This is a genomic window from Legionella stuttgartensis (genome assembly GCF_977063405.2).
Window position 1 is genome coordinate 18,407 of the sequence record NZ_CDRUHA020000065.1, and the last position, 13,504, is coordinate 31,910.

Sequence of the window (13,504 nt, forward strand, 5' to 3'; positions counted from 1 at the left end):
AAAATGATGCGCACCACATCATAATGGATGGCGAATGCAAAGGATGGCTGTCATGGTAGAGCAGTGGCACGAAAAATCACCTGCAGATATGGCATTGTTGTTTCAAACTGACTTATCTTTAGGACTATCTGAGAAAGAAGCGGAGCAGCGGTTAAAAGAAGCAGGACCCAACCTGCTGAGTCAACAGAAAAAAACGTCTCCTTTCCTCATTTTTTTGCAGCAATTTGGAAGTGTGGTCTCCTGGGTGCTTTTAGGTGCTGTTGTTGTGTCTTTTTTGTTGGATGAAAAAGCCGATGCCATTGCCATTTTGGCTATTGTCATTTTAAATGCCATCATTGGCTTCGTATTAGAATACCGCGTTGATCGCGCCATGCTTGCCCTGCAACAAATGGCGGCACCCAAAGCCACCGTATTGCGCGATGGTCATGCTAAAATAATTGTTGCATCTGATGTCGTCCCCGGTGATATTATTCTTTTTGAAAGCGGCGATTTAATTGCAGCAGACGCGCGTCTTTTTGAATTGTCCGCACTTAAAATCAATGAGGCCCCACTCACGGGAGAATCCCTACCGGTTGCTAAACATCTTGATTTTTGTGCCCAAGACACTCCTTTAGCTGATCGCAAAAACATGGTGTTTATGGGAACATCTATTGCCGATGGTACAGGCAGAGCACTAGTTGTTGCGACCGGCATGCAAACAGAAATGGGCCATATTGCCAAAATGCTGGGCGAAGCCTCCTGTGATGAAACGCCTTTACAGAAAAAACTCAACCAAGTGGGTTCTCGTTTATTGTGGCTTTGTTTTTTCATTGTGATTGCCATTTTTGGATTGGGTTTACTGCGTAACATTCCCATTTTTAAACTGTTCATGAGTTCAGTCAGTCTTGCGGTTGCTGCGATTCCTGAAGGTTTGCCTGCCGTAGTCACAGTGGTTTTAGCTCTTGGGGTGCAGCGTATGGTGCGGCTTCCTGTTGCTTTATGTATTAGGTTATAACATGAGCATTGCGGTCTGGGTAGGGATGATTGCGCTCGCAGGCGTTGCGGCCGAAACAAGTGCCGTGATGCTTGCCTACCTCGATTCCGATTACACTGCGCAAAAAGAAAAGGGATTACTCAACACCTTGCCGGATTTGATTCAAATGGTGCGAGAATGTGCGGTATCGCGTATTCGACCTATGGTCATGGCAGGTCTTGCCAATATCCTGGGGCTGCTCCCTGTGATGTGGGCTACAGGGATTGGAGCTGACGTCATGAAACGTCTTGCAGCCCCTATGGTGGGTGGCGTTTTTTCAGCGCTCTTGCTGACCTTAATTGTGATTCCCGTGGTGTATGTGATGTGGCGGAATCAGGTGGATTTGAAAAAACAAGGAAGTCTAACGGAGGCACAATGAAATTAACTTTTTTAGGGGCAACCCAGACGGTGACCGGTTCAAAATATCTTTTGACGGTGGATTCTAAAAAAATCCTTATTGATTGCGGTCTTTTTCAAGGTTATAAAGAATTGCGCTTACGCAATTGGGATCCCTTGCCTATTAACCCACGTGATATTGATGCGGTCATTCTCACTCATGCACACATTGACCATACGGGCTATCTGCCCTTGCTCATCAAAAAGGGATTTCAAGGCAAAATTTATGCCACACCAGGCACCAAGGCATTATGCGCTATTTTATTGCCAGACAGTGGACATCTGCAGGAAGAAGAAGCCCGACTGGCCAATAAATACGGGTTTTCCAAGCATAAGCCAGCTCTTCCTCTTTATACAGAAAAAGAGGCAAGAGAGGCCTTAAATTATTTTGAGACGATTGATTTTGATACGCCACACCAATTATTCAGTGAATTGAATTTTGAGTTTCATCGTGCCGGTCACATCGTAGGTGCCGCCATGGTAAAAATAAAAACCAAGAAGGGCTCGATTTTATTTACCGGAGACCTAGGCCGTCCTCACGACCCCGTCATGAAAGCCCCCACCATCATTCAAGAAGTGGATTATCTGGTGATGGAATCCACATACGGAGATCGACTGCATGGGGTCACCGATCCCTTACCCCAACTTGGCCAAGTGATTAATGAAACCATCAACCGAGGCGGCTCAGTTGTGATTCCTGCTTTTGCAGTGGGACGTGCGCAAAGTATTCTTTATTTTATTTATGAACTGAAACGAACAGGGGAAATTCCCAAAGACATTCCAGTGGTTTTAGACAGTCCTATGGCGATTGATGCTACTCGTTTGTTGTGTACTTATAAAGAAGATCATCATTTAACTGAAGAACAATGTCGCGGGTTATGTCAGGCGGCCACCTATGTTCATACGCCTGAGGAATCCAAGGAGATTGACCGCCATAAAATGCCGCAAATCATCCTCTCTGCCAGTGGCATGGCTCAAGGAGGTCGCATTGTGCATCATTTGAAAGCGTTTGCCCCGGACTCTAAAAGCACTTTGTTGTTTACTGGTTTTCAGGCGGGGGGTACGCGTGGAGCCAGGATTGTGAATGGAGAGAAGGAAGTCAAAATTCATGGGGGTTTTGTTCCTATACGTGCTAAGGTCGTGGCCATGAGCAGTACGTCAGCACATGCGGATTATCAAGAACTGTTAGGCTGGCTTAAGCACTTTGTTACACCGCCTAAAAAAATCTTTATCACTCATGGTGAGCACCACTCTGCTCAATCATTAAAAGAAAAGATTGAGCAACAATTCGGTTTTTCATGCACCATTCCTTCTTATCTGCAAACGGAGGATTTGTCGTGAGTCATGAGAACAGTCATGTGCTTTGTTTAAAGTATTTAGGGATTAAAACCTATCATGAAGCCATTATTTACATGCGAGAGGATTGTCATGTTTGTCATTCGGAAGGGTTTGAAGTACAAACACGTATTCAAGTGAGCTTAGGTGGACGCTCTATTATGGCCACCCTCAATGTCGTGACTTCAGAGCTTTTAAAGCCAGGTGAGGCCAGTTTGTCCAATTATGCTTGGGATTCTTTAAAGGCTAAAGAAGGCGATGAAATTCAACTCTCGCATCCTAAACCGTTGGAATCATTAAGCTTCGTGCATACCAAGATTTATGGCAATGAACTGTCTTATGAGCAACTCAAAGGGATTGTGGATGATGTGTTAAGTGGTCGACTGTCTGACGTGCAAATTGCTGCTTTTTTAGCGGCAAGTAGCGCAGGACATCTCACAAAAAATGAAATCATGAGACTCACTCAAGTTATGATAGACAGTGGTGATCGCTTATCCTGGTCTTCGCCGCTTGTGATGGACAAGCATTGCGTGGGCGGATTGCCTGGAAATCGCACGACCCTGATTGTGGTGCCTATTGTCGCGGCTTTTGGGTTAATCATCCCCAAAACGTCCTCCCGCGCGATTACCTCTCCTGCAGGAACCGCCGATACGATGGAAACTTTAGCGCCAGTCTACTTAAGCCCAAAGGCCATGCGTCACGTGGTTGAAAAAGAAAACGGTTGCATTGTGTGGGGTGGTGCTGTGAGTTTAAGCCCCGCCGATGATGTGCTGATTCGTGTGGAACGAGCCTTGGATTTGGATAGCGAAGGACAATTAGTCGCCTCGATTCTTTCTAAAAAAATTGCAACGGGGGCTACGCATGCGGTCATTGATATCCCGGTAGGACCTACTGCCAAAGTCAGGGATAAGCCTATGGCGTTACTTCTGAAACACTTGCTTGAGGACGTAGGACAACAGTTAGGGCTTGTGGTCCATACGATATTGACTGATGGGTCGCAACCGGTGGGAAATGGCATTGGTCCGTCGTTGGAGGCACGTGATGTTCTTGCCGTGTTGCAAGGGTTGCCTGATGCCCCAAATGATTTACGCGAAAGAGCCTTAAAGGTGGCGGGTGCTCTTCTTGAATTGTCATCCAAAGTTCCAGAAGGCTTAGGCCAATCCGTAGCGCAACAAGTATTGGACAGCGGGCAAGCGTTTAAGAAATTTCAGGCCATTTGCGAGGCGCAAGGGGGGATGAAGGAATTGAAAACAGCACACTTTACTCATCCTGTTGTGGCTTCCCAAAGAGGGCAGATAGCTCTTATCGATAATCGAAAGCTTGCCAAAATAGCCAAGCTTGCTGGTGCGCCTAAGTCGCAATCAGCAGGAGTGGATTTGCATGTTCATGTGGGTGCACCAGTGGAGCAAGGCGAGCCTTTGTTTACCATTCATGCGGAGTCTTCAGGGGAGCTAAACTACGCCTGTGATGTTTTGCGCGACAAACAAGACGTCATTGTTTTAGGAGAACACTCTTGAAGCCACTATTATTTTCATTATTTGACTCCTCAGAACTAGCAAGACGATTACAAGAATCACTCCAAGTGGACGTTGGTGAAGTGACGTTCCATCGTTTTCCAGATATGGAATGGTACTTAAAAATTAATTCAGAGGTTAAAAATCGCAATCTCATGGTAGTGGATAGCTTAAACCAGCCTGATGAAAAAATACTGCCTTTGCTGTTTTTTGCCAAAGCGGCTAAAGAATTAGGCGCTAAAAAAATCGGCTTGATTGCTCCTTATCTTCCCTATCTACGCCAAGACAAGCGCTTTCATCAAGGTGAAGGAATTACCTCGCGTTATTTTGCCGAGATGTTATCCACCTCATTGGATTGGCTGATGACAATTGATCCTCACTTGCATCGCTACCACTCTTTAGATGAAATCTACTCCATTCCTACCTTTGTCTTACATGCCACAAACCCTATCGCTGCATGGATTAAACAGCATGTTTCCAACCCAGTGATTATTGGCCCTGATGTGGAAAGCGAGCAGTGGGTTTCTAGTATTGCAGAACAAGGCCCGTTTCCTTATGTAATTTTGGAAAAAGTTCGTCATGGGGATAAAGAGGTGGCTATTTCGGTACCCAATCTACTTAAGCTTGAATCGTCAACCCCCGTATTGGTGGATGACATCATCTCCACCGCCAGAACTATGGTAGAGACGGTGAAGCATTTACACCAAGCAGGAGTTAAGTCCATTGTTTGTATTGGGGTGCATGCGCTGTTTGCACAAGACGCATACTCCCTATTATCAGGAATGGAAGGGGTGCAAGTCATCACCTGTAATACCATCCGTCATATCACCAATGCGATTGATGTCAGTGATTTGATTGCGACGGATTTAGCACAATATAAGTTGGTAAAGACTTATAAAAAATAAGTTGGAACAGTCTTAATAGAGAAGGAGTATCACATGTCATTTTTTAAAGTAATCAGGATCATGATGGTGTTCATTGGGCTGGTTTTTGCGACTTCCTTTTTGAGCTCTTGTGATGGTGCGGTGAAACATAGTTCACAAGAGGCTGATGGCTATGGAGGACACAACGCAGGCGGACATGGTGGTCATGGCGGCGGAGCTGGGCATTAAGACCATTCGTTTTCTTAGTGAATTGTGACGGGCTCAGACAGACCCATTGGTTTTTAGTGGGTCGCCAGAGGTTTTAGTGCTGGGTGGACAGGGTAATCAGTGAAAACAATATAAAGGGGTGACCGATGAAGCAAGACCCTCATCAAAAACAGATACATTCTGGTAAAGAGCAGGCTGGTTGTCATCAGGAACATAAGGCACACAAGCCTCAGCAGGATTCCTCCAAAATGGAAGGTCTAATCGTTTATACGTGTCCTATGCATCCAGAAATTCGTCAATCTGCCCCTGGTCATTGCCCCCTTTGTGGTATGGCATTAGAACCCGAAACAATATCAGCAGAAAAAGCAGCGAGCCCTGAGTATCTTGATATGAGACGTCGATTTTGGGTTGCATTGATTTTGACTGGTCCTGTCGTGATATTGGAGATGGGTGGACATGGTTTGAAGCATTTTATTTCTGGCGTTGTTTCCAGTTGGATGCAATTGCTTCTTGCAACACCCGTGGTGTTATGGGGCGGTTGGCCATTTTTTAAGCGCGGTTGGCACTCTCTAAAAATACGTCAATTAAACATGTTTACCTTGATTGCTATGGGTATTGGGGTGGCGTGGATTTACAGTGTGGTGGCTGTTCTTTGGCCAGGTGTATTTCCCCATGCGTTTCGAAATCAAGAAGGGGTGGTCGCTGTTTATTTTGAAGCGGCAGCAGTGATTACGACTTTAGTCTTATTAGGACAAGTGCTGGAACTCAAAGCACGAGAGCAAACGGGTAGTGCCATCCGTGCTTTGTTGAAATTGGCTCCTGAACGTGCCCATCTTATTAAAGAGGATGGCAGTGAAGAAGAAGTATCGCTTGACAAGGTTCATGTTGGAGATACATTGCGTGTTCGTCCTGGTGAAAAAATACCCGTGGACGGTGAAGTATTGGAAGGGCGCAGTTTTGTCGATGAGTCTATGGTGACAGGCGAACCCATTCCGGTTACTAAAGAAGCAGGGGCCAAAGTCATTGGAGCCACTATAAACCAGAGGGGTAGTTTTGTGATGAGCGCGTTGCATGTGGGCAGTGATACCATGCTTGCTCGTATTGTCCAAATGGTGAGTGTTGCCCAAAGAAGTCGTGCTCCTATTCAGCGATTAGCAGATACCGTTTCTGGATGGTTTGTTCCTGCAGTGATTTTGGTTGCCGTATTGTCTTTTATTCTATGGGCTTTTCTAGGGCCACAACCGTCATTGAGTTATGGTTTAATTGCCGCCGTATCCGTACTTATTATTGCGTGTCCTTGTGCTCTTGGTTTGGCAACACCCATGTCCATCATGGTAGGGGTTGGAAAAGGAGCCCAAAATGGGGTTTTAATTAAAAATGCCGAAAGCTTGGAGCGCATGGAACAGGTCAATACCTTAGTGGTTGATAAAACGGGTACCCTAACGGAGGGGCGTCCTAAATTGACTCGCATTGTGACTGATGATGCGTTTGATGAAGAGGTTATTTTAGGGTTTGCAGCTACTCTTGAGCACCAAAGTGAGCATCCTCTTGCCAATGCCATTGTAACGGCTGCGAAAGAAAAACAGTTGTCCTTGGGCTCAGTTGAAGATTTTGAAGCTCCTACCGGGAAGGGAGTAATAGGGAAGATCAATGGTCATCGTATTGCCATTGGTAACGTGAAATTAATGCAGGAGCATGGAAATGACAATGCTTCCCTTCTTGAACAAGCGGATGAACTTCGTAGCAAAGGTGCATCAGTCATGTTCATGGCAGTGGATGGTAAAATAGTCGCTCTTTTGGTGGTGGAAGATCCCATTAAATCGACTACTCCTGAAACACTACGCGAGTTGCAACAACGCGGTATCGAAATTGTTATGCTCACCGGAGATAGCAAGAAAACTGCAGAAGCGGTAGCGAGTACCTTAGGCATTAAAAAGGTAGTGGCTGAAATCATGCCTGAAGACAAAAGCCGCATCGTGGGTGAATTAAAAGACAAGGGTCTTATTGTTGCCATGGCGGGAGATGGAGTAAATGATGCCCCGGCGTTGGCAAAAGCAGACATTGGTATTGCCATGGGAACGGGTACTGATGTGGCAATCGAAAGTGCGGGTATTACCCTGTTGCATGGGGATTTGCGTGGCATCGCCAAAGCACGTCGTTTGTCAGAAATGACCATGAGCAACATTCGTCAAAATCTGTTCTTCGCCTTTATTTATAATGTACTGGGTGTGCCCTTGGGGGCTGGAGTCTTGTACCCACTCACTGGCTTACTCTTAAGTCCTATTATTGCAGCAGCAGCGATGGCACTGTCTTCTGTTTCCGTCATTGTTAATGCGCTTAAGTTGCGACGGATAACACTATGAAAAAAAGATGAAAAAAAACGGTTGCGCATAGAAAAAAAACAAAATCGATCTATACTGATAAGAAGCAGTCAGTTGTTTTTAAGGCAAAATCATGGTGTTCCCAGTGGTTATGATCGTGGTTGGTATTGTCTTTCTCATCAGTGGTGCCTATTTAATTAAAAGCGTATTGCAACAAACGAACCATTATCGTTGGCAGTGGCTCGTTTACCTTGCTTTTATTGGCGCTTTTATTCTAAGTTATTCGGCCAGTATTTTTTACGGTCTCTTGGTTGATCCCCACTGTCTTAATTATTTTTATGGCAGTGTGTTTTTATTAGGTGCCACCTATGTTTATTTGTCTTGTCGTCTTATGACTAAGACCATTCAAAAGATGGAAGTGATGGATGATTTTAAAAATCGCTACGAACTATTAAGGCATCATACCAAATACGATTCGCTGACTGGTTGCCATAACCGAGAGACTCTTTTTGATATTTTAAACACACGGTTTCAACACATTAAGAGCAATGATGGATGGGTTATTGTCCTTTTTATTGATATGGATAAATTTAAGGCGGTTAACGATCGTTATGGCCATGATGTGGGAGATAACACGTTGACCGCATTTGGACAACTCCTAAGGCAGCGATTGCGAAAGGAGGATGTAGTGGCTCGTTATGGCGGGGATGAGTTTATTGCCGTGATGGAACACATCTCCGTGGATGAGGCGAAAAAGATTGCTGAGAATCTTATCACGGTAACCAAACAATCATTTAAAAAAGGTATTTTATCGAAGCTTAATCTAGGCTGCTCCATTGGCATCACTCAGATGAATTCTCACTCGACTTCAGTAAATACCGTCATCAAAGAAGCCGATTTGGCGTGTTACGCCGCGAAGCAAAGAAAAATCAATGGTTCCGTTTGTGTCTATAGTCCGCTGCTTGCAACAACGAACAATCCTATCGATTTGGGTATCCATCAAGTCGCAAACAGAAAACGAAAACGCACAAAATAGTCATCTTACCGCAGTGTATTAAGTTCCAATCAGTGACCTTTCTGTTTTTTGCTCTACCTCGCCAATTAATTGACAACGCTTGTTTAAAGGCATTGGGTAGGAGATACTAAGAAATAAAATAATAAAAAGAAGGTATTAATTCATGACCCATTTTCTAATGAAACACGCTCACCTATTCTTGGTGCCCGCACTCCTTGTGGGCTGTTCTTATAATGCCAAATTAACCCCTGAAGGAGAAAAAGTGACCCTTCTCCAATCCGGCAAGCCCTCAAAAGGCTGTGCTTTTTTAGGGGAAGTCAAAGCCTACGATCGCAACGGCATGAGCCAATCATATCAATCGCATGAGCATTTGATTAAGGATGAACAAAATATCCTAAGAAATGAAGCGGCTCTCTTAGGTGCCAATACGGTTTTGGTGACTCAACATCAGCAAACTTATGAAGGCAAGCCCAAAAATGATTTCGTAGCAGACCATTGGATGGTAGGTCGAGCCTACCGCTGTACGATAAAGCAATAGAGTGACTTCTTAAGCGATTGTTTATGGAACAGCATCGAGTCTTTCGGTTTTCTTATAGAGTAATCCTTCTGTTGCTGTATGCCTCTTTGGCCACAGCGGGGAAGGCATTGACTCTTCAAGAAATAACCCCTATCGCTTTAGCGAACAACAAGGATTTAAAAGCAGCGCGCTATAATGTGGCCATTGCCAAGGCCCGTTTGCTACAAGCAGGTCTTTGGCCTAACCCAAGCCTTAATCTTTCCAATAACGACGACCGCCTATTTAATGATGAAGGGGAATATTCACGCAGTGCTGGTTTTAGTCAGGCGTTTCCTATTTCTGGACGTATTGCAAAACAAAAAACAGTGGCCTATTTGGACGTGTTGAAAGCGATTGCTGAAATTAGAGAAGCAGAGCGTCAATTAAGTAGCAAAGTAGCCAATGCGTTTTATGCGGCAGTGATTACTGAGCGTCGTATGCACCAAGTGAATTACTTATTAAAAATCAATAAAGAATTAGTCAACGTCATCCATAACCGTTATCATGCGGCTGAAATTTCAAAGCTGGATGAGAATGCAGCACGCATTGAGTATCTGCGTATTGGGCAAGAAAAGCATTTATTGCACAGTCTACTCATCAGTCAAAATGCCACCTTGAATCAATTGATGGGACGGCAAGCCGAGACCCCCTTATCCCTGCAAACCGATTTAATCCCAAGACAAAAATTTCCTGAAGTATCTAGTCTAAAAGCGCTGGCACTTAAAAATCGTCCTGACCGTCACGCTATCGCGTTATCCATTCACCGTGCTCATGCCGACAGTCGTCTGGCCAAAGCGGAGCGTTTTGCGGATTGGACGGTAGGGCTTGGTGTGCAACAAGATAAAATTGTGGTGGAAGAGGGGCCACCTCAACCCGCCGATCGCACTTTGGGGGTTACTCTTTCAGTACCGCTTCCACTTTTAAATCGTAATCAGGGACGAATTATGGAGGCGAGTCGCACAGGAACTCAAGCGATGTTGGCCTTACGTGCTTTGGATTTAATCATTGAAACGGAAGTAGCGAGTAATTATGCCCAACTGCACGCGCTGCAAATGAGTCTTAAGGAAACACAACGTGTTTCACTGAAGCTGGGTGTTGATAATGTGACGTTGGCACAAGAGTCCTATGAAAACGGACAAATTTCTTTTTTGAATGTCTTACAAGTACAAAAACAACAAAATGATTTGCAAGTAACTTATCTTAATACCTTGGAAAAATATTACCAGGTGTATGTGACTTTATGTACGGCCATTGGTCCTGGTAACACGCAAGGATTTTGTTCCTACTTAGCTTATCAAAGGAATGGTGATGCCAATGACATTGCGACAACGAAGTAGACTGATTGTCTTTATTAGTGTTTTTTTGAGTTTTTTCTTTCCTATTCATGAGGGTTTTGCTCACGGAGAAGAAATCGAAGTGAGTGAGGGAGGAGCCAAAGGCCCAGTTCATTTAACATCGGCACAAACTAAAATGCTTGGCATCAAGGTGGTGGATACCACCAACCGTCCTATGGCGCAATTGCTGGGTTTGAATGGTCAAGTTCAACTCTTACCGGATGCGCAAGCGGATGTCAGCATTCGGATTAGTGGCAGTGTGACCGCCATTGATGTGAATTTAGGGGATAGTGTCAAGCAAGGGCAACGCCTAGCCACAGTGCAATCACGATTAGTGGGCAATCCCCCGCCGAGTGTGGCAGTCACAGCGCCCATTGCAGGCATCATTGATGCCAGGAACATCAATTTAGGCCAAGCCGTTGAGCCGAACACCGTTCTTTTTCACATCAGCAATCGCGATAAATTGTTAGTCATCGCCCAAGTGTATGAAGAAGATTTAGGCAAGGTTAAGGTCGGGCAAACGGTGACTATTCATGCCTTAAGTTACCCCAAGAAGGTCTTTGCAGGACAAGTGACTTTAATTGAACCCAATCTTGACCCATTAACGCGTACTGTCAATGTGCGAATTACTTTGGACAATAAGGAGGGATTCCTCAAACCCGGGATGTTTGTACGCGCCAATGTGATTTTAGCTCGTAATGAGGCGGCACTTACCATACCCAATACTGCCGTGTTGCAGGCGGATGGCGAGCAATTTGTTTTTGTGCAAAATGGGGATATTTACGATCGCGTCGTTGTTAAAGTAGGTGCTGTGGATGATGACTATTCGGAAATTACAGACGGCTTAGTTCCTGGCGACCTTGTTGTGACTCAAGGTAATCGTGAGATTTATACACTATGGCTTACTGGTGGTAGTAAATTTCAATCCGGTAGTCATGAGGAGCCTCAATAAATGTTTACTCGCCTCATTGCCTGGTCTTTACATAATCGCCCCTTGATTTTGGCATTAACGATTATTCTTTGCTTGCTGGGTGGTTATACCCTAAAACAAATGCCGGTGGATGTGTTTCCTGAATTTGCACCACCCCAAGTGGTGGTACAAACTCAAGCGCCTGGCATGGCAACCCAAGATGTGGAAACCTTAATTACCTATCCTTTGGAAAGTGCGATTAATGGCACACCAGGCGTGGTCAGCGTACGCTCTAAAACGTCTGTAGGGCTGTCCACCATCACGGTGGTGTTTGACGACCAAACAGACATCTACCGTAATCGTCAGTTGGTGAATGAGCGCATTCAACAAGTAGTAAATCGCCTTCCTCCTGGCGTTGAGTCACCCATCATGTTACCGGTCACCTCGGCTGTGGGGTGGCTGGTCAAATACGCGCTGGTAAGTCGCACTGCAAGTCCTGAAACCTTGCGTACTATTTCGGATTGGACGATTCGTCCCCGGATTTTAGCATTAGGTGGGGTGGCTTCTGTGGTCTCCTTAGGTGGAGAAGTCAAGCAATACCAGGTACGTCTTATTCCTGAGCGCATGTTAGCTTATCGAATTACGGTGGAAGACGTGCGACAAGCACTGACCTCTGCGAATCAAAATGTACCTGGTGCCTTTGTCCATCAGGCAGGAACTGAATTCGTAGTGAGTACCATTGGGCGCATCAAAACACTGGATGACATTAAAAAAACACTGATTGTGGTTCGTAACGGGGTGCCTATTACCATTAATAATGTGGCTGTTGTTGCTTTTGGTGGTGAAATTAAGCGGGGTGATGCGTCTTATAATGCTGAACATGCGGTGATTGGGACTATTTCTAAAGCCTATGGAGCCGATACGGTCACGACCACAGCGAAAGTCGAAAAGGCGCTTTTTGAAATTAAAAAGTCCTTACCTCACGATGTGGCCTTAAGGACTAATGTCTTTCGCCAAGCCAATTTTATTGAATCCGCCATTCAAAATTTAACTCGCGCACTCCTTGAAGGGGCTGTGATTGTTATCGCCATTCTTTTTGTTTTTTTGATGAACTGGCGTGCTTCGTTTATTACCTTTTTGTCCATGCCGGTTTCGTTTGTAGTGGGTATTCTAGTTCTTCATTATTTTGGCATAGGTATTAATTCCATGACTTTAGGCGGTATGGCGATCGCCATTGGTGAAGTGGTGGATGACGGCATCATTACCGTGGAAAACGTCGTGCATCGTTTACGAATTAATCGTCAGGAAGCGCATCCTTTACCCACCATGGAAGTGGTTTTTGATGCCGTTTTGGAAATTCGAAGTTCTGTGGTTTATGCCACAATCATCATTAGTCTGGTCTTTTTGCCTATTTTCTTTTTATCAGGTATTGCTGAGAACATTTTTAGTCCTTTAGCGATTGCTTATATTGCCTCGGTATTAGGTTCTTTAGTGGTGTCCATCACGATGGTACCCGCCTTATGCTATCTCTTGTTAGTACGTAGCCAAGAAAAACAACACGATGCCGAAGTGAGCTTGCATGCTTTATCGCAAAAGGAACGGCATTATGCGGTGGAACAGGAAGTTAACCATGATGCGGAGTCCGAAACTCGCTTTGTCCTATGGCTTAAGAACCATTTTTTAACAGCACTCCAATGGTCTATCGCACATTGTAAAACAGTGCTTGCATTGGCTTTATCGGCGTTTGTCTTTGCCTTGGCCTTACTTCCTTTTTTTGGCACCTCCTTCTTGCCGGAATTTCATGAGGGCAACTTTATTGTGGTGATGAGTACGTTGCCGGGAACGTCCCTTGATGAATCCATGCGTTTAGGCCAACAAGTACAAAAAGCATTACTTCGCTATCCGCAAGTGATTTCCATTGCGCAGCGGGCAGGGCGCAGTGAGCTTGATGAAGATGCGCTACCACCCAACATCAGTGAATTTGATGTGCTTCTTAACTTTGATAAAGACAAGTCCATGA

10 protein-coding genes and 2 pseudogenes are annotated in these 13,504 nt (G+C 44.9%); all 12 read left to right on the forward strand.

The window, feature by feature from the left end; genetic code table 11:
• Window positions 1-52 precede the first annotated feature (52 nt).
• Window positions 53-973 (forward strand): annotated as a pseudogene (locus ACWTEW_RS24100) (HAD-IC family P-type ATPase); the annotation flags it as partial.
• A pseudogene (locus ACWTEW_RS24105) lies at window positions 963-1,391 on the forward strand (efflux RND transporter permease subunit); the annotation flags it as partial. The pseudogenes ACWTEW_RS24100 and ACWTEW_RS24105, both read left to right, overlap by 11 nt.
• A complete protein-coding gene (locus tag ACWTEW_RS24110; protein ID WP_058393311.1) occupies window positions 1,388-2,749 on the forward strand; it encodes an MBL fold metallo-hydrolase RNA specificity domain-containing protein in 1,362 nt (453 codons plus the stop codon). The pseudogene ACWTEW_RS24105 and the gene ACWTEW_RS24110, both read left to right, overlap by 4 nt.
• A complete protein-coding gene (locus ACWTEW_RS24115) occupies window positions 2,707-4,260 on the forward strand; it encodes a thymidine phosphorylase family protein (RefSeq protein WP_080444844.1) in 1,554 nt (517 codons plus the stop codon). The genes ACWTEW_RS24110 and ACWTEW_RS24115 overlap by 43 nt, the downstream gene beginning before the upstream one ends.
• Window positions 4,257-5,162: a ribose-phosphate pyrophosphokinase gene (locus ACWTEW_RS24120; RefSeq protein ID WP_058478520.1), complete on the forward strand. Its 906-nt coding sequence runs from the start codon at window positions 4,257-4,259 to the stop codon at window positions 5,160-5,162. The genes ACWTEW_RS24115 and ACWTEW_RS24120 overlap by 4 nt, the downstream gene beginning before the upstream one ends.
• 60 nt (window positions 5,163-5,222) lie before the next feature.
• Window positions 5,223-5,369 carry a hypothetical protein gene (locus ACWTEW_RS24125; RefSeq protein ID WP_162264086.1) on the forward strand — a complete coding sequence of 49 codons (147 nt, stop codon included), beginning with the start codon at window positions 5,223-5,225 and terminating at the stop codon, window positions 5,367-5,369.
• Window positions 5,370-5,494: 125 nt separating this feature from the next.
• Window positions 5,495-7,711: a copper-transporting P-type ATPase gene (gene copA / locus ACWTEW_RS24130; protein ID WP_058478519.1), complete on the forward strand. Its 2,217-nt coding sequence runs from the start codon at window positions 5,495-5,497 to the stop codon at window positions 7,709-7,711.
• Window positions 7,712-7,802: 91 nt separating this feature from the next.
• Window positions 7,803-8,705: a GGDEF domain-containing protein gene (locus ACWTEW_RS24135; RefSeq protein WP_454783504.1), complete on the forward strand. Its 903-nt coding sequence runs from the start codon at window positions 7,803-7,805 to the stop codon at window positions 8,703-8,705.
• Window positions 8,706-8,847: 142 nt separating this feature from the next.
• Window positions 8,848-9,222 (forward strand): DUF4156 domain-containing protein, encoded by a 375-nt coding sequence (locus ACWTEW_RS24140; protein WP_454783505.1) that lies wholly within the window; start codon window positions 8,848-8,850, stop codon window positions 9,220-9,222.
• A 23-nt stretch (window positions 9,223-9,245) separates the two neighbouring features.
• On the forward strand, window positions 9,246-10,577 hold the full coding sequence (locus ACWTEW_RS24145) for a TolC family protein (RefSeq protein WP_454783506.1): 1,332 nt from the start codon (window positions 9,246-9,248) through the stop codon (window positions 10,575-10,577).
• Window positions 10,555-11,526, forward strand: coding sequence for an efflux RND transporter periplasmic adaptor subunit (locus ACWTEW_RS24150; protein WP_454783508.1), 972 nt, complete (start codon window positions 10,555-10,557; stop codon window positions 11,524-11,526). Before ACWTEW_RS24145 ends, ACWTEW_RS24150 begins: the two co-directional genes overlap by 23 nt.
• Window positions 11,527-13,504 (forward strand): efflux RND transporter permease subunit (locus ACWTEW_RS24155; protein ID WP_454783507.1); only part of this gene is annotated, 1,978 nt, incomplete at its 3' end.